Origin of the sequence: Streptomyces sp. P9(2023) (assembly GCF_032436795.1) — a bacterium.
Classification (GTDB): domain Bacteria; phylum Actinomycetota; class Actinomycetes; order Streptomycetales; family Streptomycetaceae; genus Streptomyces.
In genome coordinates, this window is the sequence record NZ_JAUPWM010000052.1 from 1 (window position 1) to 25,613 (window position 25,613).

The 25,613-nt window shown below is 72.2% G+C and carries 22 protein-coding genes and 1 pseudogene; 5 read left to right on the plus strand and 18 right to left on the minus strand.

Going from position 1 to position 25,613, the window contains the following annotated elements; translation table 11 throughout:
• Positions 1-74 precede the first annotated feature (74 nt).
• From Q5762_RS34685 to Q5762_RS34725, 9 genes are all read right to left on the minus strand, one after another.
• Positions 75-917, minus strand: a complete 843-nt coding sequence (locus Q5762_RS34685; RefSeq protein ID WP_315896295.1) for a hypothetical protein — start codon at positions 915-917, stop codon at positions 75-77.
• 78 nt (positions 918-995) lie between these two features.
• Complete coding sequence (locus Q5762_RS34690; RefSeq protein WP_315896296.1) at positions 996-1,718, minus strand: Crp/Fnr family transcriptional regulator; 723 nt, start codon at positions 1,716-1,718, stop codon at positions 996-998.
• Positions 1,719-1,971: 253 nt separating this feature from the next.
• Positions 1,972-4,530 carry a polynucleotide kinase-phosphatase gene (locus Q5762_RS34695; protein ID WP_315896297.1) on the minus strand — a complete coding sequence of 853 codons (2,559 nt, stop codon included), beginning with the start codon at positions 4,528-4,530 and terminating at the stop codon, positions 1,972-1,974.
• Positions 4,527-5,999 (minus strand): 3' terminal RNA ribose 2'-O-methyltransferase Hen1, encoded by a 1,473-nt coding sequence (locus tag Q5762_RS34700; RefSeq protein WP_315896298.1) that lies wholly within the window; start codon positions 5,997-5,999, stop codon positions 4,527-4,529. The genes Q5762_RS34695 and Q5762_RS34700 overlap by 4 nt, the downstream gene beginning before the upstream one ends.
• A 196-nt stretch (positions 6,000-6,195) precedes the next feature.
• Positions 6,196-7,098: a homocysteine S-methyltransferase gene (mmuM, locus tag Q5762_RS34705; RefSeq protein WP_315896299.1), complete on the minus strand. Its 903-nt coding sequence runs from the start codon at positions 7,096-7,098 to the stop codon at positions 6,196-6,198.
• Between the two features lie 14 nt (positions 7,099-7,112).
• Complete coding sequence (locus Q5762_RS34710; protein ID WP_315896300.1) at positions 7,113-8,036, minus strand: LLM class F420-dependent oxidoreductase; 924 nt, start codon at positions 8,034-8,036, stop codon at positions 7,113-7,115.
• Positions 8,037-8,095: 59 nt separating this feature from the next.
• Positions 8,096-8,506 (minus strand): nucleotide pyrophosphohydrolase, encoded by a 411-nt coding sequence (locus Q5762_RS34715; protein WP_315896301.1) that lies wholly within the window; start codon positions 8,504-8,506, stop codon positions 8,096-8,098.
• 13 nt (positions 8,507-8,519) lie between these two features.
• Positions 8,520-9,365 (minus strand): metallophosphoesterase, encoded by an 846-nt coding sequence (locus tag Q5762_RS34720; RefSeq protein WP_315896302.1) that lies wholly within the window; start codon positions 9,363-9,365, stop codon positions 8,520-8,522.
• A gap of 302 nt (positions 9,366-9,667) precedes the next feature.
• On the minus strand, positions 9,668-10,423 hold the full coding sequence (locus Q5762_RS34725) for an alpha/beta fold hydrolase (RefSeq protein WP_315896303.1): 756 nt from the start codon (positions 10,421-10,423) through the stop codon (positions 9,668-9,670).
• A 360-nt stretch (positions 10,424-10,783) separates the two neighbouring features.
• On the opposite strand from Q5762_RS34725, the gene Q5762_RS34730 reads away from it, so the two are divergent.
• Positions 10,784-10,972 (plus strand): hypothetical protein, encoded by a 189-nt coding sequence (locus Q5762_RS34730; protein ID WP_315896321.1) that lies wholly within the window; start codon positions 10,784-10,786, stop codon positions 10,970-10,972.
• A 40-nt stretch (positions 10,973-11,012) separates the two neighbouring features.
• On the opposite strand, the gene Q5762_RS34735 is transcribed toward Q5762_RS34730, so the two are convergent.
• The 4 genes from Q5762_RS34735 to Q5762_RS34750 form a co-directional block, all read right to left on the minus strand.
• On the minus strand, positions 11,013-11,507 hold the full coding sequence (locus Q5762_RS34735) for a DUF6099 family protein (RefSeq protein ID WP_315896304.1): 495 nt from the start codon (positions 11,505-11,507) through the stop codon (positions 11,013-11,015).
• Positions 11,508-11,633: 126 nt separating this feature from the next.
• The gene (locus Q5762_RS34740) at positions 11,634-13,034 is read right to left on the minus strand and encodes an AAA family ATPase (protein ID WP_399495396.1); all 1,401 of its coding nucleotides are present in this window, start codon (positions 13,032-13,034) and stop codon (positions 11,634-11,636) included.
• Between the two features lie 55 nt (positions 13,035-13,089).
• Positions 13,090-13,509, minus strand: a complete 420-nt coding sequence (locus Q5762_RS34745) for a cell division protein SepF (RefSeq protein ID WP_315896305.1) — start codon at positions 13,507-13,509, stop codon at positions 13,090-13,092.
• 79 nt (positions 13,510-13,588) lie between these two features.
• The gene (locus Q5762_RS34750) at positions 13,589-14,044 is read right to left on the minus strand and encodes an Lrp/AsnC family transcriptional regulator (RefSeq protein WP_315896306.1); all 456 of its coding nucleotides are present in this window, start codon (positions 14,042-14,044) and stop codon (positions 13,589-13,591) included.
• A gap of 116 nt (positions 14,045-14,160) precedes the next feature.
• On the opposite strand from Q5762_RS34750, the gene Q5762_RS34755 reads away from it, so the two are divergent.
• From Q5762_RS34755 to Q5762_RS34765, 3 genes are all read left to right on the plus strand, one after another.
• Positions 14,161-15,222, plus strand: a complete 1,062-nt coding sequence (locus Q5762_RS34755; protein ID WP_315896307.1) for an asparaginase — start codon at positions 14,161-14,163, stop codon at positions 15,220-15,222.
• A gap of 63 nt (positions 15,223-15,285) precedes the next feature.
• The gene (gene aspA / locus Q5762_RS34760; protein WP_315896308.1) at positions 15,286-16,701 is read left to right on the plus strand and encodes an aspartate ammonia-lyase; all 1,416 of its coding nucleotides are present in this window, start codon (positions 15,286-15,288) and stop codon (positions 16,699-16,701) included.
• 77 nt (positions 16,702-16,778) lie between these two features.
• Positions 16,779-17,765, plus strand: coding sequence for an aldo/keto reductase (locus tag Q5762_RS34765; RefSeq protein ID WP_315896309.1), 987 nt, complete (start codon positions 16,779-16,781; stop codon positions 17,763-17,765).
• A 31-nt stretch (positions 17,766-17,796) separates the two neighbouring features.
• On the opposite strand, the gene Q5762_RS34770 is transcribed toward Q5762_RS34765, so the two are convergent.
• A complete protein-coding gene (locus tag Q5762_RS34770; protein ID WP_315896310.1) occupies positions 17,797-19,152 on the minus strand; it encodes a helix-turn-helix transcriptional regulator in 1,356 nt (451 codons plus the stop codon).
• Between the two features lie 208 nt (positions 19,153-19,360).
• Here Q5762_RS34770 and Q5762_RS34775 point away from each other — a divergent pair, with 208 nt between their 5' ends.
• The gene (locus Q5762_RS34775) at positions 19,361-20,089 is read left to right on the plus strand and encodes a DUF4232 domain-containing protein (protein WP_315896311.1); all 729 of its coding nucleotides are present in this window, start codon (positions 19,361-19,363) and stop codon (positions 20,087-20,089) included.
• Positions 20,090-20,150: 61 nt separating this feature from the next.
• On the opposite strand, the pseudogene Q5762_RS34780 reads toward Q5762_RS34775, so the two are convergent.
• The 4 genes and pseudogenes from Q5762_RS34780 to Q5762_RS34795 form a co-directional block, all read right to left on the minus strand.
• Positions 20,151-22,133: pseudogene (locus tag Q5762_RS34780) on the minus strand (discoidin domain-containing protein); the annotation flags it as partial.
• 171 nt (positions 22,134-22,304) lie between these two features.
• Positions 22,305-23,693: a GH1 family beta-glucosidase gene (locus Q5762_RS34785; protein WP_315896312.1), complete on the minus strand. Its 1,389-nt coding sequence runs from the start codon at positions 23,691-23,693 to the stop codon at positions 22,305-22,307.
• A gap of 38 nt (positions 23,694-23,731) precedes the next feature.
• Complete coding sequence (locus Q5762_RS34790) at positions 23,732-24,610, minus strand: carbohydrate ABC transporter permease (protein WP_315896313.1); 879 nt, start codon at positions 24,608-24,610, stop codon at positions 23,732-23,734.
• A complete protein-coding gene (locus Q5762_RS34795; RefSeq protein ID WP_315896314.1) occupies positions 24,603-25,601 on the minus strand; it encodes a sugar ABC transporter permease in 999 nt (332 codons plus the stop codon). Before Q5762_RS34795 ends, Q5762_RS34790 begins: the two co-directional genes overlap by 8 nt.
• Between the last annotated feature and the right edge of the window lie 12 nt (positions 25,602-25,613).

Genomic DNA, 25,613 nt, shown 5'->3' on the forward strand with positions numbered 1-25,613 from the left:
ATCCACCAAGCCAACGGCAAGATCAACACGGCCGCCGACACACCTCTGGCGGCATAGAGGTTGACTCAGGAAACTCATGCGCCCTCCCCGTTCCTGATGCCGGTGATTCCGCCGTGGATCGTGTTGTCCTTGATCACCAGCAGGTCACGACCCGCGTGGTACCGGTTGCCCTTCGTGGGCGTGAGCGGCGTTTCGGTGGGCGGTGGGCCGTCCCCCCGCGTCGGCCCACCGCCGGTCTCGGGGTCACCGCTGCCGTCCCCGCCGTCCGTCTCGTCGAACGGCGGCATCGGCGGTGCCGGTCTGCGGGGGATGTGGAACCACGCCGTCTCGTCGGTCTCCTTGGAGCGCACGCGGGCCTGCCGGTAGTGGCCCGGTTCCACGTACCGGCCGCCTTCCATGACCACGTTGCCGTAGAGCCAGTCCGAGACGACCACGAGCAGATCCGCGTCGGGTGCGGCCGTCATCACCTGCTTGGCCGTGGGGCTGTCGCAGAGCCGGCAGGCCAGGTCGACCGCGCGCCCGACCAGTCCGTGGCCGTCCTCCAGGACGAGTCCGGCGTTCATGCCGACCCGCATCCGCAGCCGCTCGCGGCGGCCCGCGTTGTGCTCGCGCAGGCTCTCGTACATGGTGTCGATCCAGCGTCCGACCATGAACGACGGCGGGACCTCGGGGCGCAGCGCCCCCAGGATGCCGTCGCCGCGGTCCTCCTGGTGGACGGTGCCCGGTTCGACGCCGATGGCTGCGAACGCCTCGCCGAACGCCTCGTACATGGCCGCGCGCATCCGCCGCTTCGCGTCCATGCTCCAGGAGCCCGATCCGACCGCGTCGCCGAAGACGACGAGCCGGTGGATCGCACCCGCGCCCGCGCCGGAACTCGCTCCCGCACTCGCGCCGCCGCTCGCTCCCCCAGTGCTCACTCGGACTCCCTGTGTGTGCCGTGATGCCGTGGTGACGGGTCAAGCCTGGCCGCGCGCGGCGGCCGGCGATGTAGCCGTTTACACACCCGGAGGAGATTTCTCCGCCGCTGTCGTGTGCGGTGATCTGCCCTGGGCCAGCAGGAGCAGGACGGGCATGTCGAGGACGACGACCCGGCGGTTGGCGGTACGGACGACGTCCTGTTCCCGCAGCAGCCGGAGCGCCTTGGCCACCGCTTCCCGGGTGGCCCCGATGGCCGCCGCCAGGTCGTGCTGGGGCAGCGGGAGTTCGAGTACGGTCCCGGCGTCGGCGCGCCGGCCCGCCCGCTCGGCCAGTTCGACCAGGCGGGCGGCGAGCCGCTGGAGGACCGTCTCGGAGGCGAGGGAGCGGCGCTCGACGTCGGCGCTGCGCAGCCGGGCCGAGAGCTGCCGCATGATCAGCGAGGTGGCGTGCGGATGGGTGGCGAGGAAATGCCGGAAGCGGTCGCCGGACACGGCCACCGCCTCCACCCGGCCGAGCGCGGTGACGGTGGCGCTGCGCGGCCGCCGGTCCACTGCGGCGAGATCGCCGACCACCTCGCCGGCGCCGCGCAGGGCGAGGATGAGCCGGGTGCCGCGCTCGGTCTCGACCGAGACGACGGACCAGCCCGAGGTCAGGGCGAGGACGTACGCGGAGGTGTCGCGTTCGCGGATCATCACCTCGCCGGGCTCGTAGGCGCGTGGTGTGCCGGCGGCGAGCAGGGTCCTGCGGTCCTGGTCGGGGAGGGCGTGGAGGAAGGACCGGTCCTGGCCGAAAAGACTCACCGTCACTCACCCCCCGCCCCCGTCCGCGCACGGCCTGTCGGCCACGCGCCGAGACCGCGCACGCCTGCGCCCTCGTGTGTGTTGGTTCCCACCTCAAGTGGCGTACGCAGTCACTGTGTTGACACTGCGTCACGCCCGTGGGGTGAAGAACGCTAGGGGCTGTGGCTGGGAGTCGCCAACGAGCACGGGGGGCGCAGGGGAGCGTCTCCGTCCACTCCCCTGCGCCCCCCGTGGGAGCACCGTCGCCGCGCCGTCAGAGACGCGGATCCACCGGCTCGGACTCCAGTGCGAGCACCGCGAAGACGGCCTCGTGCACCCGCCAGAGCGGCTCGCCGTCCGCCAGCCGGTCCAGCGCCTCCAGGCCGAGCGCGTACTCGCGGAGGGCCAGCGAACGCTTGTGGCCGAGGAAGCGGTTCCGCAGCCGCTCCAGGTTCTCCGGGCGGGTGTACTCGGGGCCGTAGATGATCCGCAGGTACTCGCGGCCCCTGACCTTCACGCCCGGCTGGACGAGCCTGCCGCCGGCGCCCCGGACGAGCGCGGCGAGCGGCTTGACGACCATGCCCTCACCGCCGGCCCCGGTCATCTCCAGCCACCAGTCGATCCCGGTCCGTACCGACTCCTCGTCCCGGGTGTCCACGATCAGCCGGCGGGTGACCTGGAGCAGCCCGGTCGGGTCGGCGTCGACCAGCCGGTCGAGCCATCCGAGCTGCTCGTCGTGCGGGACGGCCGCCAGCGAACGGCCCCGCACGGCGAGGATCTGGAACGGCGCGAAGCGCACGCCCTTCAGGCCCTGCGTCGGCCAGCAGTACCGCCGGTACGCCTCGGTGAACGCCTCGGCGTCCGCCGCCCGTTCGCGCTGCTTGGCGAGGAGCCCGTCGACCCCCGCCACGCCCCGCGCGGCCGCCTGCTCCAGTGCGCCGAGCGCGCCCGGGAAGACGGCACGGGAGGCCGCGCCGACGGCCGCGTACTGCGAGCGCAGCAGCCCGGCCGACTTCAGCGACCACGGCATCAGCTCGCCGTCGAGCAGCACCCAGTCCGTGTCGAGCGTCTCCCACAGCCCGGCGGCGGTGATCGCCGCCCGCAGCCGCCCGAGTACCTCTTCGGTGACGGCCTGGTCGTCGAAGAAGGGGCGTCCGGTACGGGTGTGCAGGGAGCCGGTCGCTCCGGTGACCCCGAACCGTTCGCGGGCCGCCGCCTCGTCGCGGCAGACCAGCGCGACCGCCCGCGAGCCCATGTGCTTCTCCTCGCACACGACCCGCTCGACGCCGTCGGACCTGTACTGCGCGAAGGCCTCGGCCGGGTGCTCCAAGTAGCCCTCCCGCTTCGAGGTCGCGGTCGGTGACATCGTCGGCGGCAGGTAGGCGAGCAGTCGCGGATCGACCGCGAACCGGCTCATGACCTCCAGGGCCGCCGCCGCGTTCTCCTCCCGTACGGACACGTTGCCCATCTGCCGGGTCTCCACGATCCGGCGCCCGTGCACGTCGGCGAGGTCCAGCGGCCGTCCTTCGTGGCCGCCCGGCGCCTCGGTCGTGAGCGGCCGGGCCGGCTCGTACCAGACCTTCTCCGCCGGTACGTCGACGAGTTCGCGCTCCGGCCAGCGCAGCGCGGTCATCTTCCCGCCGAAGACGGCACCGGTGTCGAGGCAGATGGTGTTGTTGATCCACGAGGTGTTCGGGACGGGCGTGTGGCCGTAGACGACGGTCGCCCTGCCCCGGTACTCCTCCGCCCACGGGTAGCGCACGGGCAGGCCGAACTCGTCGGTCTCCCCCGTGGTGTCCCCGTACAGCGCGTGCGAGCGCACCCGGCCGGAGGTCCGGCCGTGGTACTTCTCGGGCAGACCGGCGTGACAGACGACCAGCTTGCCCTCGTCGAGGACGTAGTGGCTGACGAGCCCGTCGATGAACGCGCCCACCTCGGCGCGGAACTCCTCGGGCTCGCGCCCCAGTTGCTCGATGGTCTCGGCGAGGCCGTGGGTCTCCTGGACCTTGCGGCCCTTGAGCCAGCGGCCGAGCTTGTTCTCGTGGTTGCCGGGCACGCAGAGCGCGTCCCCGGCCGCGACCATTCCCATCACCCGGCGCAGGACACCCGGGCTGTCCGGGCCCCGGTCGACAAGGTCGCCGACGAAGACGGCCGTACGCCCTTCGGGGTGGTGACCGTCGACGTAACCGAGCCTGCCGAGCAGGGTCTCCAGCTCGGAGCGGCAGCCGTGGATGTCGCCGATGATGTCGAAGGGGCCGGGGAGGTGGCGCAGGTCGTTGAACCGCTTCTCCAGGACGACCTGGGCCGCGTCCACCTCTTCGACGGTCCGCAGGACGTGCACCTTGCGGAAGCCCTCGCGCTCCAGGCCGCGCAGCGAGCGGCGCAGCTCGCGGCGGTGGCGCTGGATGACGTGCTTCGGCATGTCCGCCCGGTCCGGGCGGGCCGCGTTCCTGGCCTGGCAGACCTCCTCGGGCAGGTCGAGGACGATCGCGATCGGGAGCACGTCGTACTGCCGGGCCAGCTGGACGAGCTGGCGCCGGGCCTCCTGCTGCACGTTGGTGGCGTCGACGACGGTCAGCCGTCCGGCCTCCAGGCGCTTGCCGGCGATGTAGTGCAGGACGTCGAAGGCGTCCCTGCTGGCGCTCTGGTCGTTCTCGTCGTCGGCGATCAGGCCCCGGCAGAAGTCGGAGGAGATGACCTCGGTGGGCTTGAAGTGGCGGCGCGCGAAGGTGGACTTGCCGGATCCGCTCGCGCCGATCAGGACCACGAGGGACAGGTCGGTGACGGGCAGCGTGCGGGCGCTGGTGGCGCCGTCGGTGTCGGTGGTGGTCATGCCTGCTCCTCCTTCGGCGTGGTCCGGGTGGTGCTCTGGGTGAAGACGGCCATCTGGGTGGGTGGGCCGACCTCCGGGTCGTCGGGGCCGACGGGGGTGAACTCGACGCCGTATCCGTACTGTTCGGCGACGCGCGCCGCCCACGTACGGAACTCCTCGCGGGTCCACTCGAAGCGGTGGTCGCCGTGCCGGACGTGTCCGGCGGGGAGGGACTCCCAGCGGACGTTGTACTCGACGTTCGGCGTGGTCACGAGGACCGTCCGGGGGCGCGCCGAGCCGAACACCGCGTATTCGAGCGCGGGCAGCCTCGGCAGGTCGAGGTGCTCGATGACCTCGCTCAGGACCGCCGCGTCGTAGCCGGTGAGCCGCTTGTCGGTGTACGCGAGCGAGCCCTGGAGCAGCTTCACCCGGCCGGCCTGCCGCTCCCCGAGCCGGTCGAGCTTCAGCCGGCGCCCGGCGACGGTCAGGGCGCGCACGGACACGTCGACGCCGACGATGTCGGTGAAGCGCACGTCCTTGAGCAGCGCCTGCACCAACTGGCCCTGTCCGCAGCCGAGATCGAGCACGCGGGTGGCGTCGGCGGCGCGCAGCGCGGCGAGGATCGCCGCGCGGCGCTGTTCCGCCAGCGGCACCGGCTTCTCGTCCGTGTCCGTGGTCTCGTCCACGGCGTTGTCGACGTCCTCGACGTCGAGCCCGTCGGCCTCGGCCAGGCGCGCCAGCTCCAGCCGCTCCATGGCGTCCCGGGTCAGGCCCCAGCGGCGCGAGAGGTAGCGGCTGGTGATCAGCTTCTGCTCGGGGTGGTCCGCGAGCCAGCCGTCTCCGGCGCGCAGCAGCTTGTCGACCTCGTCGGGCGAGACCCAGTAGTGCTTGGCGTCGTCGAGGACGGGCAGCAGGACGTACAGCTGGTTGAGCGCGTCGGCGAGCCGCAGCTCCCCTTCGAGGACGAGGCGTACGTAGCGCGAGTCGCCCCACTCGGGGAACGCGGTGTCCAGCGCCACCGGCTCCGCCTCGACCGTGTCCCAGCCGAGGGGCCCGAACAGCTTGCGGACCAGGTCGGCCCCGCCGCGCGCGGGGAGCGCGGGGACCTCGACGCGCAGCGGCAGCGGCGCGGCGGCCCGCTCGGGCATGGCCTTGCAGGCGCCGTGCAGGGCGCTCTTGAAGACGGTGGCGAGGGCGACGGCCAGCAGGCTGGACGCGGCGTAGGGCCGGTCGTTGACGTACTGGGCGAGCGCGGAGTCCGGGGCGCCGCCCCGGCCCTTGCCCTTGCCGCGCCGCACCAGACCGATGGGGTCGACCTCCAGGAGGAGGGCGGCCGTGCACCGCTCGGCGGTCGCCTCGGGGTAGAGGACGTGCGCCGTGCCGTGCGAGGTCGAGAACGTCTGCGCGTTGCCGGGATGCTTGTGCAGCAGGAAGCCCAGATCGGTCGCGGGACGCTCGGGGGTGCCGGTGGTGCTGATCGTCAGGAACACACGTCCGAGTATGGTCCGATACCCCGGCCCCGACCAGGGATTTTCCCCGGAAGCGGGCGAGGCGTTCCAGGAGCGTGCCGGGGGCCCTGTCCCCCACGGTGGCGAGGCGGCGGTGGGCGCCGCCCTGGTCTGGTGGAAGCGTCGCCGTACGACGGCCGGCGGCCGACCCACCCGCGAGTCACACCCGCCCTGTACGTCACGACGGCAGGGCTGCGGCGAGGCGGGCGATACGGTCCGGCCCGACGCGGCAGCAGCCGCCGATCAGCCGGGCCCCGGCCGCCGGCCAGTCCCGCATCCGGTCCGGGTCGAAGGACCCGGCGCCGCGCCAGGCACGGGCGCCGGAGTCCCACTCCTCCCCGCTGTTCGGGTACACGACGACCGGCTTGTCCGTGACCGTCGCGGCGACCTCCACCGCCCGCGCCGCGTCCGCCGGCTCGCAGCAGTTGACGCCGACCGCGACGACCTGGTCGTTCCCCGCCGCGAGCCCGAACGCCTCGCTCAGCCCCTGCCCGGCCCGGGTGCGCTCCCCCGCGACGGTGTACGAGAGCCAGACCGGCACCCCGCACCCCTCCACGGCCCGCAGCAGCGCCTCGGCCTCGACGGTGTCCGGCACCGTCTCCAGGGCCAGCACATCGGGCCCCGCCGCCACGAGCGCCTCGACGCGGGGCCGGTGGAACCGCTCCAACTCCCTTACGGTCAGCCCGTACCGGCCCCAGTACTCGCTGCCGTCGGCGAGCATCGCCCCGTACGGCCCGACCGACGCGGCCACCCAGACCGGCTCCGGGGCCCCGTCCCCCGCCGCCCGGGCCAGCTCCACGCTCCGCGCGAACAGCCGCTCCGCCGCGGCCCGTTCGACGCCCCGCCGTGCGAAGCCCTCGAAGGTGGCCTGGTAGCTCGCGGTGATCAACACCCGGGCGCCCGCCCGCACATAGGCCGTGTGCGCCGCCCCGATCTGCTCGGGTCCGTCGGCGAGCAGCCGCGCCGACCACAGCTCGTCGCCCAGGTCGCACCCCTGGGCCTCCAGCTGGTTGGAGAGCCCGCCGTCGAGGACGAGCACCTCGTGCGCGAGCGCCTCGGCGAGGGAACGGACGGGCCGCATCGGTTCGCCTCCGTTCAGCCGAGCTGCGACTGGACCTGGGCGGAGATCAGCTCCAGGTGGTCCAGGTCGTCCAGGTCGAGGACCTGGAGGTAGACCCTGGACGACCCGATCGCCGCGTACCGGCCGATCTTGTCCACGACCTCGGCGGGCGAGCCGGCCAGGCCGTTCGCCTTCAGCTCCTCCACGTCGCGCCCGATGGCCGCCGCCCGGCGGGCCACCTCGGCGTCGTCCTTGCCGACACAGACCACCAGGGCGTTGGAGTACACCAGCTCGTCGGCCCGGCGCCCGGCCGCCTCGGCGGCCGCCCGGACGCGCCCGAACTGCCGATCGCTGTCCTCCACCGAGGCGAAGGGGATGTTGAACTCGTCGGCGTACCGCGCGGCCAGGCGCGGCGTACGGGTCGCGCCGTGGCCGCCGACGAGCACGGGGATCCGGTCCTGGGCCGGCTTGGGCAGCGCGGGCGAGTCGGCGAGCTGGTAGAACTCGCCCTCGAAGGAGAACTTCTCGCCGAGCGCGGTGCTCCACAGCCCGGTGACGATCGCCAGCTGCTCCTCGAGGCGGCCGAACTTCTCCTTGGGGAACGGGATCCCGTACGCCCGGTGCTCCTCCTCGAACCAGCCCGCGCCCAGGCCCAGTTCGACCCGGCCGCCGGACATCCGGTCGACCTGGGCGACCTGGATGGCCAGCACGCCGGGGAGCCGGAAGGTGCCCGCGGTCATCAGCGTGCCGAGGCGGATCCGCCGGGTCTCCCGGGCGAGGCCGGCCAGGGTGATCCAGGCGTCGGTCGGCCCGGGCAGTCCGTCGGCGGAGCCCATGCTGACGTAATGGTCGGACCGGAAGAAGGCGTCGAAGCCGAGGTCCTCGGTGGCCTTGGCGACGTTGAGCAGGGTGTCGTAGTCGGCCCCTTGCTGGGGCTCGGTGAAGATGCGAAGATCCATGCCTCCATCCTGCACCGAGGCGCGTCGACCGGCCGGAAGATCGACGGGGTGAAAGCCGCTCACTCCGCAGGGTGACGATCTCCGTCTCCGGCTCCGTCCCCGGCTCCCTCTCCGTCCCCGGCTTCGTCTCCGCTCCCGGTCGGGGGCCGGCGGGCCGGGAAGCGGAGCTCGTTCCGGTCGATCTTCGCCGCGAGGGCGGCGAGCGGATCGACGCCGAGCACCGCGCAGAACTGGAGCAGATACGCCAGCACGTCCGCGACCTCGTCCTCGACCCGGTGCGCCCGCTTCGGATCGGCCATCACCCGGTCGGCCTCGTCGGGCGTCAGCCACTGGAAGATCTCCAGGAGTTCGGCCGCCTCCACGCTGAGCGCCGCCGCCAGGTTCTTCGGCGTGTGGTACGGCTGCCACTCCCGCGCGGCCGCGAACTCGGTCAGCCTGCGCTGCAATCCCGCTACGTCCAGTTCACTCACGGCACCAGGTCTATCACCGTGGCTTCTCCGGAAGGATCGTGCGCAGCCCGGTAGGGGGGTGGCCGGGGCGGCGCCACTCACGCGGATAGCCGACCGACACCTCCTCGAAGCGGACCCCGTCGTGCCAGGTCGTCCGGGGGATGTGCAGATGGCCGTAGACGACCGCGGCCGCCCGGCAGCGGCGGTGCCAGTCCGCCGTCCGTACCGTTCCGCACCACTGGGCGAAGTCGGGGTACCGCAGGATCCGGGTCGGCTCGCGGACGAGCGGGTAGTGGTTGACGAGCACCGTCGGCAGCGCCGGGTCGCAGGCCGCGAGACGCTCCTCGCTCAGGGCGACCCGGGCCTCGCACCACGCTTCGCGGCTCGGGTAGGGGTCGGGGTGGAGGAAGAACTCGTCCGTGCAGACGATGCCGTTCTCCTCGGCGAGGGCGAGGGAGCGCTCCTTGGTGTCGGCGCCGGGCACCCGGAACGAGTAGTCGTACAGCACGAAGAGCGGCGCCACGGTGACCGGACCGCCCGGCCCGTGCCACACCCCGTACGGGTCCTCGGGGGTGAGGACGCCGAGCCGGCGGCAGAGGGCGACGAGGTACTCGTACCGTGCCTGGCCGCGCAGGCTGACCGGGTCCTCGCGCGGTGTCCACAACTCGTGGTTGCCCGGGGTCCAGACGACCTGCGCGAAGCGCCGGCTCAGCAGGGAGAGCGCCCATTCGATGTCCGCGGCCTTCTCGCCGACGTCGCCGGCGACCAGCAGCCAGTCCTCGTCCGAGGTCGGCCGCAGCCCTTCGACGATCGCCCGGTTCTCCGTGTAGGCGACGTGCAGATCGCTGATGGCCAGCAGGCGGCCCTGTGTCTCCGTCATGTGATCCGACGGTAGCCCACGGCGGCGTCCTGGGGTCGCGTTCCCGGCCGCCAACTGACGTGTGCCCGCGGGTGATTGCCCAACGGGGGGGCAGTCCCTCTTCCCTCTGTCTCGATCGGGCGCAGCGGGCCGCGGAGGTACGGAACGACACCACGGCCTCCGAACTCTTCGCGCTGACCGCCGCGGCGGCCGGGACCCGGGAACACGCCCCCGACGAGGCCGACCAGGTCCTCGCCGTCCCATCCTCATCGACGGCCTCAGGCCAGCACGCGACTGACCCTCGACGGGCCGGGCCGGGCCGGTCAGCGGGGCAGGCGGGCCAGTCTGCGGGTGATCAGCGTGGCGAGTTCGTCGGTTCGGTCCGCCAGGTAGAAGTGGTCTCCGCCGGGGAAGACGGTGCAGGCGAACTCCCCCGTGGTGTGGGGCTCCCAGGCCCGCGCCTCCTCCTCGGTCACCCGTGGGTCGCGGTCGCCGAGGAGCACCTCGACGGGCGCGCCGACGACCGCGTCGGGGCTCGGGCGGTATCCGGCGAGGGCCCGGTAGTCCGCGCGCAGCGGCGGCAGGACCAGCTCCCGCATCCCCGGTTCGGCGAACAGTTCGGCGGAGACCCCGCTGAGTCGCCGCGTCTCGGCGATCAGGGCGTCGTCGTCGAGCAGATGGAAGGTCTCCGCCCGCTGGATCGACGGCGCCCGCCGGGCGGACGCGAACAGCACCGCCGGCTCGCTGAGCCGCGCCGCCTCGAACGCGACGAGCGCGCCCATGCTGTGGCCGAAGTAGGCCGGCCGGCGGCCCGCCCACGGCTCCAGCGCCGCCACGATCCGCGCGGCGAGCTCCCGCACATCCTCCACGGGAGCTTCCGCGAGGCGGTCCTGCCGCCCCGGATACTGGACGGCCAACACCTCGACGGCCGGGCTCAACCGGCGCGAGAGCCCGTAGAAGTAGCCGGCCGAACCTCCCGCATGCGGAAAGCAGACGAGCGGAATCCGCTCCGGCCCACCGGAGGCGGGCGGGTGGTATCGCCTGATCCACACGTCACTGTCGACCATGGACCCCGTCATCCCCGGACTCCTCGCATCAGAACCACCTACCCCCACGATCATCCCCCACCCACCTGAACCGTCGATGACGCCCGGGGCCCCGCCCCACCAGCCCCACCATCCCCCAGCCGTCGGACCGTCCGTCAGCATCCGGAGGCCGCGCCCTCGGTCGGGTGAATACCGGTCCTGTGGCGGGGCGCGTTGTGCCAGGCCAGTGACCGTGACGTGGCGAGCGTCGTTGGCTCGGGCGGAGCCGGACCGCCCGGCCCGCGTGCCGGCGGCCCCTGCCGGTGCGTCGTTCTCACATGTGGCCCGTCCCCCTCGGGAAGGGCCTGGGCCGAGGAGGCCGTCGTGTCCCAGGAAGCCGCGCCTGAAAGGGCGATGCCCGAGCAGCCGGTGCAGCAGTCCGTGCCCGAGCAGAAGGGCGCCGGCGCCCCCAAGGGCCTGCTGCAGCAGATGGAGGAGCTGATGGCTGCGCTCACCGCCGACCTGTCGCAGCTCGACGCCGACCTTCAGTCCTCGGCGGATCGCCATGAGCCCCGTGCGGAGGACGAGCCCTCCACGGACTGACAGCCGGACGCCTCCGGCCGCCCACCGCCCCGCCCGTCCCTCATGACGGCCCCGCCGGGCCCGCGCGCCCCCGGGCGGCATCGGGCGGCCGGTCCCGCTCGCGCACGGCGAGCCGGCGCAGCATCCCCCGCACCCGGTCGTTCGACTCGTCGGCCGCGTCGATCGCCTCGATGCACTGCCAGTAGAGCCCCTCCTCGTCGGTGACACAGGCCACCCCGACGAGAGCGATGCCCACTTCGCCGAGGAGCGCGCCCAGCGCGGTCAACGCCACCCGCGTGTCCCCCACCTCGGTCAGCTGAATGGCCCTCAGGCCGCCCGTACGCAGGGCGGGATGGTCGACCACCCCGCGCCCGCCCCCTATCTCGCTCAGCCCGCGCGCCTCGCCCCGCAGCTCCAGCGGTCCGCAGAGCGCGAGATGACTCCCTATCGCCTGGGCGAGGGCCTGTGCCTGCCAGGCCTCCGCCACGATGTCCAACGCTTCTCTGCTCCGCGCCAGCGCGTTCCGCCCCGTCGCGATCAGTCGCTCCGCTTCCATGTACGCCGCCCCCGTTCGTACGACTTACTGCCCACTCACTCCACTACCCAGAGTGAAGGTGCCTGAGCCCAAACTCCAGAGGAATTCGGAAATCTGTGGACAGGAAGCTCGACGGGGATAATCCGATCACTCCGAAGAGTGACGATGCCCCGGCGCGGTGGAGCCCGCGGGCCGTCCCGGCGCCAGTTCCACGATCGACACCCCGGGCGTCTCCCGCGCGATGGCCATCGCCGTCTCCCCGACGGTCGCCACGAGTCTGATGTGTCCACCGGCGCAGATGGTCGTGGCGAGGCCGAGCAGTTCCCGCAGCTGACGACGGTCCAGCCCCCGGTCGCAGCCGTCCGCGAGCACCGTCAGCGTCCGCATGGCGTCGGGGACTTCGGCGAGCTGGTCCATCGCCAGCACGCCCGGCCCGGTGAGGAGCACCAGGGCGAAGGCGAGATAGCGGAGCTCCCCGTCCCCGAGCCGGCCCAGTGGCGTCGCCAGGGCCGTCGGGCCCACCACGGCGGATAAGCCGCCCGCCCCCCTGCCTTCTCCGGAATCCGCGCGCACCCCCACCCGCTCCAGCACCGCCCGTACCCTGCCGTCCGGCAGTTCCTCCACGCCGACCCCCGTCACCGGCCCGGCGCAGCCGGCGCCCGCGACCGAGGCCAACCGGGCGTGCCGGCGCGGGCAGTCGGTGCGCGTGCGGTGCAGTACCTCCGCCAGGTTGTCGCAGCCCCGCCGCAGCCGCCCTTCGCCCGCCGGGACCGGCGCACGCATCAACTCCGGCCTGGGGTCGCAGGCGAAGACCGAGCGGAGGGCGACCACCACCTGCTCGGCCGCGGCCAGCACCTCCAACTGCCCCTTCGTCTTGCCCGCGACGCGCAGCGGCAGCAGCGCCGTGCCCAGCAGGTCGTCGGGGAACGGCGCCCGGGTCACGGGAGTGGCCCCGGCGGTGTGCCATTCGGCCTGGACCGCGTCGCGGCCGGGGTCGCGGAGGGCGGTGGTGAGCAGCGTACGGCCGCGGCAGGTGAGCCGTTCGCCCACGATACGGAGCCGGGGTTCGGCCTGGACGGCGATGTCGAGGTGGACGGGGCCGGCCGGGCCGTCGACCGTGCACCCGATCCTGAACCCCCGCCTCCCCTGGGCGTCGGGCCTGGCCCGTTCGGGAACGCAGTCGGCCGCGTCGGGGAAGGCGGTGGCCAGGTCGTCGCCCGCCCCGAGCCGGGCCAGCGCCTCGTACGCCCGGAGGGCACTGGACTTCCCGCTTCCGCTCGCCCCCGCGAACAGCGTGACCGGGCCGAGGGGATGGACCGCGGCGCGGTGGGAGGCGAAGGCGGAGAGGCGTAGTTCGGTGACGGCGGGGCGGGCGGGTCGTCGTACGGAGCCGCCCATGAGATGCCGCAGCACGTCGCGCGTGGCGGACTCGCCCGTGGAGCCCGCGCGCGAGACGGGCTCGCCCACGGTACGCGGACCGTCGGCGTGCGCCAGGGCGGTGGTGGCGGAAGCGTCGGAATCGGGCGTGAGGCCGCCGGTGGAGTGCATGTCCGGACCGTACGCAGACCGGTGTATGACGAACCGTTACGTCATGATGACCTTCCTACGATCGGGGGACGGCGACCCCCACACCGTCGTCCTCGGTCTCCGGTGCGCCCTCGACCTCGGTGCCCGCCGGGGTCAGCAGGAAGACGTTGCGGTCGACCCGGTGCATGGAGCTGCCGAGTCCGAAGACGACTCCGCTGCCGAAGTCCAGGATGCGCTTGGCGACTTCGGTGTCGGCGCTGGTCAGGTCCAGCAGGACCGGGATCTGGGCGATGAGGTACTCGGCGACCTCGCGGGCGTCGGCGAACACCTGCACGCGCAGGACGACCATGCGCCGCTGTTCGGCCGCCTCGTACGGGTCGGGCATCGTGCGGTGGTCGACCCTGGACGGCCATTCGTCACGGCCGCGCAGGGGCACTACCTGGGCGAGGCCCTCCCACTGCTCGTCGGTGACGTCGTACCTCTCGTACCTACTCATGCCCCCATCCTCCCGTTCCTCACCCGTTCGGCCCAACAGCGACACGGCACGACTCGGCTACGACTCCGCAGCTGGTCGGTCAGCGGTCGACCGGCAGGCCGCGGGGCTCCTTGATCCGCTTCATGATGATCTGCGAGTTGACCTCGGTGACCCCGGTCAGCGAGGTCAGCCGCTCGATCCAGAGGCGTTCGTACGCGGCGAGGTCGGCGACCGCGATCCGCAGCAGGCAGCCGGGGCTGCCGAAGAGGCGGTGCGCCTCGATGACGTCGGGGATGTCGCGCAGCGCCTCCTCGAAGGCCTCGACGGTCTCCCGGTCGCGCCGGACCTCGATCGACACGAGCACCTCGAAGCCCCGCCCGACCGCCGCCGGATCGATCACCGCGCGGTAGCCCTGGATCACCCGGTCCTCCTCCAGCTGCCGCACCCGCCGCAGGCAGGCCGAGGCGCTGAGGCCGACGCGCTGGGCGAGCTCCTGGTTGGTCAGACGACCGTCCTCCTGGAGCTCGCGCAAGATACTGCGATCGATCCTGTCCATGACGCAATTATGCACGCAGGAATTCCTGACCCCAGGGCCGAATTCGCAACCATATTGCATACAAGCTGACCTATCGTTGCGAAGGCGACGACCTTCGACCTCGGGGACAGACAGCCATGCAGTGGACACGCGACGACCGGCCCCGCCGGATCACCCTCATCAGCACGGGCGGCACCATCGCCAGCCGCTGGCAGGGCACCGGGTACGCCGCCGACGCGTCCGGTGACGACGTCCTGGCCACCTCCGCGCTGCCCGAGGGCGTGGCGGTCGAGGTCGTGGACCTGTTCAACGTCAACAGCTCCCGGATGACCTCCGCCCGCCAGCTCACCCTGCTGCGCGCGGTCCACGCGGCGCTCGCCGACCCCGGCGTGGACGGTGTCGTCGTCACCCACGGCACGGACACCCTGGAGGAGTCCGCCTTCTTCCTGGACCTGCACCACTCGGACCCCCGCCCGGTCGTCTTCACCGGCGCGCAGCGTCCGCTCGGTACGGGGGACGGCGACGGCCCCGGCAACGTGTACGACGCCCTGCAGGTCGCCGCCTCCGTACGCGACCTGGGCGTGCTCGTCGTCTTCGACGGCCGGGTGCACGCGGCGCGCGGCACGGTGAAGACGCAGACCCTCGCGGCGGACGCCTTCGCCGACCCCTCCGAGAGCGGCCTCGGGAAGGTCGGCTTCGGCAGCGTGCACATCCGCCGCAGCCCGGACCGGCCCACCCCGCTGCCGCTGCCGACGGCCACCGTCGAGGAGCTGCCCCGGGTCGACGTGGTGATGCACCACAGCGACGGCGACCCGCTCTTCCTGAACGCCGCCGTGGCGGCCGGCGGGCGCGGCATCGTGCTCGTCGGCACCGGGGCGGGCAACGCCACCCCCGAGATCGCCTCGGCCGTCGGCGCGGCCGTCGCCCAGGGCACCCTGGTGGCCCTGAGCACCCGGGTCCCCGCGGGCCCCATCGCCGAGCTCTACACCGGCGGCGGAGCCGTGGACCTGGTCGCCGCGGGGGCCGTACCGGCCGGCACGCTGCGGGCGGGGCAGACCCGGATGGCCGTCCTGGCGGCCCTCCTCGCGGACGTCTCCGCGGAGCGCCGACCGGCGCTGCTGCACGCCCTGCTGAACGGCCCGGCCCGCCCGGAGCCGGCCCTGACGGCCTCCGGCTCCCGCTTCTCGGGCGCTTCGTAGACCACTCCTGCCCCGTTACCCTCCCCTCCCCTCCCCTCCCCTCCCTCGCTAAGGCACACCTCCATGACGACCGTCTCCCGCCGTGAGCACGACCTTCTCGGAGAGCGGGAGGTGCCGGCCGACGCGTACTGGGGCATCCACTCCCTGCGCGCCACGGAGAACTTCCCGATCACGGGCACGCCGATCTCCGTCTACCCGCAGCTGATCGACGCGCTGGCCGCCGTGAAGGAGGCCGCCGCGCTCGCCAACGAGGAACTCGGCCTGCTCGCCCCGGAGAAGGCGGCCGTCATCGTGGCCGCCTGCCAGGAGATCCGCTCCGGGAAGCTGCACGACCAGTTCGTCGTGGACGTCGTCCAGGGCGGCGCCGGTACGTCGACGAACATGAACGCCAACGAGGTCGTCGCCAACCGCGCCCTCGAACTCCTCGGCCACGCCAAGGGCGAGTACCAGCACCTGCACCCCAACGAGGACGTCAACCTCAGCCAGTCCACCAACGACGTCTACCCGACCGCCGTCCGGATCGCGGCGATCACGGCCGTCCACGGTCTGCTCCAGGCCACGGCGGTGCTCCAGGACGCGTTCGCGGAGAAGGCGTTCGAGTTCCGGGACGTCCTCAAGATGGGCCGCACCCAGCTCCAGGACGCGGTGCCGATGACGCTGGGCCAGGAGTTCTCGACGTACGCGGTGATGCTGGACGAGGACCGCAACCGGCTCGCCGAGGCCGTGGAGCTCATCCACGAGATCAACCTGGGCGCCACCGCGATCGGTACGGGACTCAACGCCCCCGCCGGTTACGCCGAGACCGCCCGCCGTCATCTCGCCGCGATCACCGGCATGCCGCTGGTGACCTCGGCCAACCTGGTGGAGGCGACCCAGGACTGCGGGGCGTTCGTCCAGCTCTCCGGTGTCCTCAAGCGGCTGGCCGTCAAGCTCTCCAAGACCTGCAACGACCTGCGGCTGCTCTCCTCGGGCCCGCGCGCGGGCCTCAACGAGATCAACCTCCCCGCCGTACAGGCCGGTTCGAGCATCATGCCCGGCAAGGTCAACCCGGTGATCCCGGAGGTCGTCAACCAGGTCGCCTTCGAGGTGATCGGCAACGACATGACGATCACGATGGCGGCGGAGGCCGGCCAGCTCCAGCTGAACGCGTTCGAGCCGATCATCCTGCACTCCCTGGCGAAGAGCATCACCTCGCTCCGCGCGGCCTGTCTGACCCTCGCGGAGCGGTGCGTCGTGGGCATCACGGCCAACGTGGACGAGCTGCGCGCCGCGGTCGAGAACTCCATCGGCCTGGCCACGGCACTCAACCCGTACATCGGCTACACGGCCGCCACCGCGATCGCCACGGAGGCCCTCCGCACGGGCCGCGGCGTCGCCGAACTCACCCTGGAACGCGGCCTCCTGCCGGCGGAGCGCATCGCGGAGCTGCTGACCCCGGAGCGTCTGGCGGGCGCGGAGGCCCGCGGCCCGATCGGCTGAAACCCGGTTGCGGGAGGCCCGGACGTGGCGATAGTGGGGACTCGCACCTGATCACCCGAGATGAAGGACGGACCCTCATGAAGTACCGCGTCATCGGAAGTTCGCCCGCGACGCGCCGCGAGGTCAGCGTGCTGAGCCTCGGCGCCATGACCTTCGGCACCACCGTGGACGAGGCGACCTCCTACGCGATCCTCGACCGGTTCGTCGAAGCCGGCGGCACCTTCGTCGACACCTCCAACAACTACGCCTTCTGGGTCAACGGCACCCAGGGCGGCGAGAGCGAGGAGCTGGTGGGCCGCTGGCTGAAGAGCCGCGGCATCGGCGACGAGATCACCGTCGCCACCAAGCTGGGCGCCCGCCCCAACCAGCCCACCTCGGGCTTCAGCCGGGACGTGGAGGGCCTGTCCGCCAAGGTCGTCCGGGAGTCGTCGGAGCGCAGCCGCGAGCGCCTCGGCATCGAGCGGATCCACCTGCTGTACGCGCACATCATGGACGAGCACACCCCGCTGGAGGAGACCGTCCGGGGCTTCGCGGACGTCGTCGCCGACGGTGTGGCCGGTCTGCTCGGCGCCAGCAACCACTGGGCCTGGCGCGTCGAGCGCGCCAGGACCCTGGCCGCGGCGGCTGGCGTGCCCGGCTACGAGGTGCTCCAGCACCACCACAGCTACCTGCGCCAGCGCACCGACATCCCGAGCCTGCGCTCCCCCGACGGCAACCAGGGCCTGGTGAGCGGCGATCTGCTCAGCTATCTGCGCGCCACCCCCGAGCTGACGCAGGTCGCCTACTCGCCGCTGATCGCGGGCGCGTACGTACGGGACGACAAGCCGCTCGGCCCGGGCTTCGAGCACGCGGGCACCGAGCCGCGCCTGAAGGCGGTCCGCGAGGTGGCGGCGGAGACCGGCGCCACGGTCAACCAGGTGGTGCTGGCCTGGCTGATGGGCGGCGACATCCCGGTCCTGCCGCTGGTCGGCGCCTCCTCCGTGGCCCAGTTGGAGGAGAGCCTGGGCGCGGTCGACCTCGAACTGACCGCGGAGCAGCGGACGAAGCTCGACTCCGTCCACTGACGCACCTACCGACCGCCCAGGCGGCGTCCCCCTACGGCACCTGCGTGCTGTTGTCCTCCGTGGGGCGGTCGGTCCACTCGTTGCCGCCCAGGGGACGGTCGTAGCCGGGCCGGCCCAGATTGCCGCTCGTACGGAACGGCTTGCCGTTGTCGTCGATCCGGACCGTGCCGTGCTGGTCGCCGCTGGACCAGTCCATTTCGAGGTACCAGCTCACGTCGTGTGCCTGGACGCGCGCGGTCACGTAGAAGACCTCGGGGTCGGACTCGCTGACCTTGTACGGGAAGTCCCGCTGCCCGGACGCGGGGGTGGCGTCGGGGCGGGGGGAGTCGAGGTCCACGGCGAACGACTTGGTGAACACGTTGCCGCCACAGCCGACGCCCATGCTGTAGTCGTTCCAGGCGAGCGGCGCGCCCTTCTTCACCACGCGGACGTACAGGGCCTCCACGACGACGGTCTGCTTCCCGGTGCCCTGCACGGTCAGCGCGAGCATGTGCTCCCCGCTCGCCACCCCGCCGAGCGCCGACACCCAACCGGGCGCGTCCGGCTCCACGGGCGGCGGAGGCACCTGCTCGGGTTCCCGGTTCATCAGGTAGTGCTGGCTGCACGGACTGTCCCACTTGTACGCGTTGGTGGCGACCGACGGGGCGGTGGCCTTCCCTTCGCCCGCGGGCGCGCCGGTACGGGACGCGGACGCCGACGCGGACCCGGAGGGCGTCGGGCCGGTGCTGCCCTCATTGGACGGCGACGCGGAGGGGGCCTTGGTGGCGGGCGCGGTCTCCGGGCGCTCGGAGACGGACGAGGATCCGGCGGACTGCCGCTTGTCGTCGCCCTCCCCGGTCACGGGGAGGTTCAGCACGAGCGCCACCGTCACGACGGCGGCGACGACGGCGGCACCGGCGATGGCGACGGTACGCCGCCGCCAACCCCGCCGGGGCCGGGGCGCGGCCGCCGGCCCGGGCCCGGGCCCGGAGACGACGAGCTGGGGATCGGCATCGACGTCGGCATCGCGACCGGCATCGGCATCAGAACCGGCAGCCTCCGCGGCCGCCTGCTCCCGCGCGGGTTCGGGTACGGACTCCGGTTCGGGCGCGGGCGCCGGCGGAGGTACGGGCGCGGGCGCCGGTTCGGTCGCCGCGCTGCCCTTGCGCTGGCGCGTCACATCCGCGTGCACCCAGAGCCGGTGCAGTTCGACGAGTTCGTCCGGGGTCGCCTTGCACAGCCGGGCGAACCGCTCCAGGGGCGCGTAGTCCGTCGGTACGGCATCCCCTGTGACGTACCGGTGGAGGGTGGAGCCGCTCATGTGCAGCCGCTTCCCCAGCGTCCCGTAGCTCAGTCCGGACCGCTCCTTGAGCCGACCCAGCAGTGCCGCGAACTCGTCCCCGACCACCGTCTCATCCTCTCCCGCATCCCGCCCCCGCATCCCAGGGAGCGACATCACCCCAGGTCAGCGGCGTGAATTCGTCCCAGTGTCCCGTACCACGCGGCGGTTGTGGCGGGCGGGACGGATCTTCGCACAAGCTGTGGTCATCCAAGCACGCCGCAGCGGAACGACCGACGGCCTGCACCCGATCCACGCATATCCAGGGGGACCTGCCATGTCCGGACGCATCACCCGAACCCGCCTGCTCGCCGCGACGACCGTGGCGGTCGCCGCGCTCTCACTGACGGCGTGCGGCGACACCGACGCCTCCGCCGTACGGAACGAGGGGCCGGCCGTCTCCGCGACGGCCACGCCGTCCGCCGGCACCGATGACGCCGGCACGAAGCCGACCACGACCCCGTCGAACTCGAAGGACTCGACGGACTCGAAGGGCTCGAAGGGCTCGACGGGTGGCCAGACGCCCAAGGGCTCCACCGGCTCCACGACGAGCGGCAAGGAGAGCGCCGGCAAGTCGGGCGGGGGCAACGGCGGAAGCTCCAGGAACCCGCAGTGCGGCGCCGGCGACACCAGGACCATCGCCACCCCGGTCTCCCGCCCGCTGAACCACCTGCTGCTCACCGTCACCAACACCGGCTCCAAGAACTGCGACCTGCTCGGCTACCCGGCCGCCCGCTTCGGCGAGGCGCAGTCGGTGCCCCCGGTCGACGAGTCGACCCACCCGCAGGCGGTCGTCACGCTCGCCCCCGGCGATTCCGGGTACGCGGGGGTGCGCCTGTCGGCGGCGGACGGCAGCGGCACGAACGGCTACCCGACCAAGAGCCTCTCGGTCGTCTTCCGGAACGGCTCGGTCGCGAAGCCCTCGCTCGCCGGGAAGGGCGTGTACGTCGACTCCTCGCTCCAGGTGACGTACTGGCAGGCCGACATGGACGACGCCCTCAACTGACGGCAGGGCCCCTGACGGCAGGCCGGTGTCCGCCGTCGTGGCGCACACCGGCCGACGTGTCAGGGAAGGAGACGACGGTCGACGGAATGGTGTCGGTGCCCGCCGTGGGCGCTCCGATGTCGTTGATGACGTGGTCGAAGTGACCGTTGCCGCCGAGCGACACGGTGAGCAGGCTGTGGAACTTCACGCCGGGCTTGACCGGGGCCTTGAAGCCGTGTGCCTGCCGGATCGTCGGGTCGACGTTGTAGTAGCAGTAGCTGCCGAGGCCCCAGCCCTCGTGGGTGTTCACCGAGTCGTCCACGCGGTAGGCGGCGTATCCCTTGGTGGAGCCGTTCTGGATGGCGGCCTGGTCCGGGGCGTCGTACGCCTTCTCGTTCTGGAAGAAGATCGTGCGGCCGCGCTCGCCGTACCACTCCACGTCGTACTTGTTGAAGTGCTCGACGAACAGGCCGGTGGCGAGCACGTCGTCGCCGTTGACGCGGACGCCGTAGTCGGCCCGGTTGGTCTCCCAGCCGACGCCCTCGCCGTGATCGGCGCGCCAGATCCAGGTGTGGTCGATGATCGTGTCGTCGCTGTTGACGACCATGCTGGTGGTCGCCTTGCCGGCGCCGGCGCCGCCGATGCGGATGTAGACGTCCTGCACGGTGGTGGGGTTGGCCGCGTGGTCGGCGGAGGCGTTCTGCGGGCCGACCTCAAGGAGAGTCGGGGAGTTGACCGGGCCTGCGTCGATGAGGAAGCCGGCGAGCCGGACGCCGTCGACGTCACCGACGCGCAGGGCGGTCACGCCGTTGTCCGGGATGATCGTGGCGAGCCCCAGGCCAAGGACGATGGTGTCGGCGCGGTTGATCTCGATGGTGCGGTCGACGTGGTAGACGCCGGGCGTGAAGAGCAGGTGCAGGCCCTGGGCGACGGCCGCGTTGATGGTGGCGGCGGTGGCGCCGGGCTTGACGACGTAGAACCGGCTGAGCGGGATCGAGGTGCCCTGTCCGGTGCCGTTGGCCCAGGTGGTGCCGCGCGCGTCGGTCCGCTTGGCCGGGGCGAAGACCTTGAACTCCCCGCCCTCCCAGAAGAGGAAGGGCTTCTCGCGGGAGATCGGGGTGGTGTCGAGGGTGGTGTAGCGGGGCTCGGGGAAGCTGGTGGCGGGGGCGCCCTCGACGCCCGAGAAGACCTGGTTCCAGACCGAGTTCGACCAGCCGCCGATGGCGCTGTCGCGGGTGTACCACTGCTGCTGCGAGTAGTTGCCGATCTGGCCGTCGACCTTGCTGTCGGCGATGTAGCCGCCGCTGGCCCAGCCGTAGCCGTTCGGCGACAGGTTGAGCCCGCCCTTGACGTGCATACGGCGGAAGGAGGCGGCCTGGGAGACCGCCCACCGGTTGGTGCCGCTGACCGGGGTCAGCGCCAGGTTCTCGGCGGAACGCCAGAAGTTCTGGGTGGCGTTGCCGTTGAACCAGCCCGCGTCGACGGTCACGTCGCCGTTGATCGACGTGTCGTCGGGACGCAGGCCGAGGCCGGCGATCTGGGTGTAGAAGCCGATCTGCGCGTTGAGCCCGTTGTAGGTGCCGGGCTTGAAGAGGAAGGCGTGCCGGCCGGGACCGAACTGCGCCGACTCCTGCTGCCGGAAGACCTCGTCCAGCTTGGCCTGGATGCCGGGCGTGGCCGGGTCGAAGACGTGCACGTTCGGCCCGAGGTCGCCGCCGCCCGGGAGGATCGGGCCGCCGTCGGTGCCGTACACCTGGAACTCCCAGAGCGAGTAGCCGTACGGGGTCGCCCGGGTGACGCCGTGGAGCCGCACGTAGCGTGCGGTACCGGAGACGGGGACGATCTCCGTGCCGCCGGCGCCGGTCGTGGTGGAGTGGGCCGTCGTCCAGTCGGTGCCGTTCGTGGACAGTTCGATGCGGTACGCCGAGGCGTGGGCCGCCTCCCAGCGCAGTTCGACCCGGTCGAGCGCGGTGGGGGCCCCGAGGTCGACCTGCAGCCACTGGTCGTCGGAGAAGGCGCTGGACCAGCGGGTGCCGAGGTCGCCGTCGACGGCCGCGGCGGCCGCCGGGCCGTTCGCTGTGCCCGTCGCGGTGATGTGAGGGGTGGACGGTGCCCAAGAGGAGACATGCGGGGCTCCTTGAAGGGAAGCCGAGGGCGGTCCGCCCGCCCTCGAAGGCCGGACTCCGGACGCCCGGAATCCGGAGGCAACTCGGGCCGGGAGGTCCCGGTCAGGCGGTCAGGCGGTCCGACCCCGGTGTGCGCGGATGATGTCCGCGTACCGGAGCCCGCTCGCCTTCACGGTCCGCCGCTGCGTGGCGTAGTCGACGTGGACGAGCCCGAAGCGCTTGTCGTAGCCGTACGCCCACTCGAAGTTGTCGAGCAGCGACCACGCGTAGTACCCGGCGAGCGGGGCGCCCTTGCGCAGCGCGCGGGCGCAGGCGGCCACGTGCTCCTCCAGGTACGCGGTCCGCTCGGGGTCGTCGACCGTCCCGTCCGGGCCGACGCGGTCCGGGAAGGCGGAGCCGTTCTCGGTGACGTACAGCCGGCGTGCGCCGTAGTCGTCGGTGAGCCGCATCAGGAGCGCTTCGAGCCCGCCGCCGTCGATCTGCCAGTCCATGCCGGTGCGGGGCACGTCCGGCAGCCGGACCTCGCGGGCGTACGGGACGGGTCCTGCGGGGTCGTCGGCGACGGTGACCGGGAAGTAGTAGTTGACGCCGTGCCAGTCGAGCGGGGCGGCGATGGTGGCGAGGTCGCCGGGGAGTTCGGGCAGCTCGACGCCGTACAGCTCGCGCAGGTCGGCGGGGAAGCCGCGGCCGTACACGGGGTCGAGCCACCAGCGGTTGGTGTGGCCGTCCATGCGGCCGGCGGCCGCGATGTCCTCGGGCCGGGTGGAGGCGGGCGCGACGGTGGAGTGGTTGGTGACGATGCCGACCTGGGCGGAGGGGGCGGCGGCCCTGACGGCCCGGGCGGCGAGGCCGTGGCCGAGGAGCAGGTGGTAGGAGGCCCGTACGGCGGCGGTGAGGTCGGTCAGGCCGGGGGCCATGCGCCCTTCGAGGTGGCCGATCCAGGCCGAGCAGAGCGGCTCGTTGAGGGTGGCCCACTGGGTGACCCGGTCGCCGAGGCGCGCGGCGACGAGCTCGGCGTACCGGGCGAAGTGCTCGGCGGTCTCCCGTACGGTCCAGCCGCCGCGGTCCTGCAGCGCCTGGGGCAGGTCCCAGTGGTAGAGGGTCACGGACGGGGTGATTCCGGCGGCCAGGAGGCCGTCGACGAGCCGGTCGTAGAAGTCCAGGCCGGGCGCGTTGAGGGGGCCGTCGCCCGCCGGGAGCACGCGGGGCCAGGCGACCGACAGCCGGTAGGCGTCGATGCCGAGGCGGCTCATCAGGGCGATGTCCTCGGGCCAGCGGTGGTAGTGGTCGCAGGCGATGTCGCCGTGGTCACCGTTGTCGATGGCGCCCGGGGTGCGGGAGAAGGTGTCCCAGATGGACGGCCCGCGGCCGTCCTCGGCCACGGCGCCCTCGATCTGGTAGGCGGAGGTCGCGGTGCCCCAGGAGAAGCCGGCGGGGAAGGCGCCCAGGTCGAGCGTGCGGGCGTCGGTGGGTTCGGACACGGAGGACCTCTCTGACATCGGTGGAGACAGGGGTGTCAACAAGGGGTACGGGGCCGTCACTTGACCGCACCCGCGGTGAGGCCGGCGACGAAGTAGCGCTGGAGAAGCAGGAAGCCGGCCACGACGGGGACGCTCACCACGAGGGAGGCCGCCATGACCTGGTTCCAGTACACGTCGTTCTGCGTGGCGTAGCCCTGGAGGCCGACCGCGAGGGTGCGGGTGGTGTCGTTCGTCATCACGGAGGCGAAGAGGACCTCGCCCCAGGCGGTCATGAACGCGTAGACGGCGACGGCGACGATGCCGGGCAGCGCCGCCGGGACGATCACCCGGAACAGGGCGCCGAGCGGCCCGCAGCCGTCGACCTTGGCCGCCTCGTCGAGGTCGCGGGGGATCGAGTCGAAGTAGCCGATCAGCATCCAGATGGAGAACGGCAGCGAGAAGGTGAGGTACGTCAGGATCAGCCCGCCGCGCGAGCCGAAGAGCGCGATCCCCGTGGCGTTGCCGACGTTGACGTAGATGAGGAAGAGCGGCAGGAGGAAGAGGATGCCGGGGAACATCTGCGTGGACAGCACGGTCACGGTGAAGACCCGCTTGCCCCGGAAGCTGTAGCGGCTGACCGCGTACGCGGCGAAGACCGCGACCACCACGGAGCAGACGGTCGCGGCGCCGGCGACGACGAGGGAGTTCACGAAGTAGTCGGCGAGCGGGACGGTCTGCCAGATGTCGACGTACGGGCGGAGGGTGATCTCCGTCGGGAGCCACTGGAACTTCCCCGAGACGTCCGCCAGCGGCTTGAGGGAGCTGGAGACCATCACGTACACCGGCAGCAGGACGAATCCGGTGAGCAGGGTGAGGAAGATCCGCCGGGTCCAGAGGAAGGAGCGGGGCGCGGCCATCGGGGAACGCGGCTTCCGCCGCGGGGCGGTGTCAGACATCGCCGGTCTTCCTTCCTCGGCTGGTGAGCAGCAGGTAGACGCCCGTGACGAGGAGCAGGAAGAGCAGCAGCAGGACGGACATGGCCGAGCCGGTGCCGAAGTTCCAGGTCTGGAACGAGGACTGGTAGATGTGCAGGGAGATCAGGTCGGCCGCTTCGGGCGCCGCCTTGCCGAAGAGCACGAACGGCGTGTTGAAGTCGTTGAAGGTCCACAGGAAGAGCACGAGGACGAGGACCTGGTTGACCGGTCGCAGCGAGGCCAGGGTGATGTGCCGGATCTGCTTCCACACGCCGGCGCCGTCCAGGGCCGCGGCCTCGTACAGCTCGCGCGGGATGTTCTGCAGGCCGGCCATCACCGTGAGGAAGGCGAACGGCCAGCCCTTCCAGACGGAGACGACGAGCAGCGCCCAGAAGCTGTTGTCGCCGATGAGCCAGAAAGCGGGGCTTTCGCCGATGCCGAGCTGCTCGTGCAGGACGTGGTTGATCAGGCCGTTGTCGCGCTGGAACATGAACGCCCAGGTGATGACGGCCGCGTAGACCGGCAGGGCGTACGGGACCAGGAAGAGCGCACGCAGCAGGCCCCGGCCGCGGAAGGTCTCCTGGAGGAAGACGGCGGCGGCGGTGCCCAGCAGCCAGCACAGGCCGACGGACGCGACCGTGAACAGGCAGGTCGTCACGAAGGACTTCAGCAGGGCCTGCCCCACGGGGGCGTCGAAGTCGATCGCGAGCGTGTAGTTGTCGAGGCCGGTCCAGGGGGCGTCGCCCCAGTTCCGGATGGTGAACTGGGTGAGCTCCTTGAAGCTCATGGCGATGCCGATCAGCATCGGCACGAGGTGGACGAGGAGTTCGAGGGCGAGGGCGGGCAGAAGCAGCAGGTACGGCAGCGAGATGCGGCGGAGCCGCCCGGAGCGGCGGCGCGGGGTGCGCGCCTCTCCGGGCGGGGTCTTCCGCACCGTCCGCGGCCCTGCCTGGTGCGTGACGGTGGAGGTCATGAGAGGTCCGTG

Coding starts and splice junctions, on each gene's coding strand:
- Q5762_RS34695 (WP_315896297.1), bottom strand. CDS start 4,530: ATGACCACCACCGACACCGACGGCGCCACCAGCGCCCGCACGCTGCCC.
- mmuM (WP_315896299.1), bottom strand. CDS start 7,098: ATGCGGCCCGTCCGTTCCCTCGCCGAGGCGCTCGCGCACGAGGTGCTC.
- Q5762_RS34710 (WP_315896300.1), bottom strand. CDS start 8,036: ATGGATCTTCGCATCTTCACCGAGCCCCAGCAAGGGGCCGACTACGAC.
- Q5762_RS34720 (WP_315896302.1), bottom strand. CDS start 9,365: ATGACGGAGACACAGGGCCGCCTGCTGGCCATCAGCGATCTGCACGTC.
- Q5762_RS34725 (WP_315896303.1), bottom strand. CDS start 10,423: ATGACGGGGTCCATGGTCGACAGTGACGTGTGGATCAGGCGATACCAC.
- Q5762_RS34730 (WP_315896321.1), top strand. CDS start 10,784: ATGCCCGAGCAGCCGGTGCAGCAGTCCGTGCCCGAGCAGAAGGGCGCC.
- Q5762_RS34735 (WP_315896304.1), bottom strand. CDS start 11,507: ATGGAAGCGGAGCGACTGATCGCGACGGGGCGGAACGCGCTGGCGCGG.
- Q5762_RS34740 (WP_399495396.1), bottom strand. CDS start 13,034: ATGCACTCCACCGGCGGCCTCACGCCCGATTCCGACGCTTCCGCCACC.
- Q5762_RS34745 (WP_315896305.1), bottom strand. CDS start 13,509: ATGAGTAGGTACGAGAGGTACGACGTCACCGACGAGCAGTGGGAGGGC.
- Q5762_RS34750 (WP_315896306.1), bottom strand. CDS start 14,044: ATGGACAGGATCGATCGCAGTATCTTGCGCGAGCTCCAGGAGGACGGT.
- Q5762_RS34755 (WP_315896307.1), top strand. CDS start 14,161: ATGCAGTGGACACGCGACGACCGGCCCCGCCGGATCACCCTCATCAGC.
- aspA (WP_315896308.1), top strand. CDS start 15,286: ATGACGACCGTCTCCCGCCGTGAGCACGACCTTCTCGGAGAGCGGGAG.
- Q5762_RS34765 (WP_315896309.1), top strand. CDS start 16,779: ATGAAGTACCGCGTCATCGGAAGTTCGCCCGCGACGCGCCGCGAGGTC.
- Q5762_RS34775 (WP_315896311.1), top strand. CDS start 19,361: ATGTCCGGACGCATCACCCGAACCCGCCTGCTCGCCGCGACGACCGTG.
- Q5762_RS34785 (WP_315896312.1), bottom strand. CDS start 23,693: ATGTCAGAGAGGTCCTCCGTGTCCGAACCCACCGACGCCCGCACGCTC.
- Q5762_RS34790 (WP_315896313.1), bottom strand. CDS start 24,610: ATGTCTGACACCGCCCCGCGGCGGAAGCCGCGTTCCCCGATGGCCGCG.
- Q5762_RS34795 (WP_315896314.1), bottom strand. CDS start 25,601: ATGACCTCCACCGTCACGCACCAGGCAGGGCCGCGGACGGTGCGGAAG.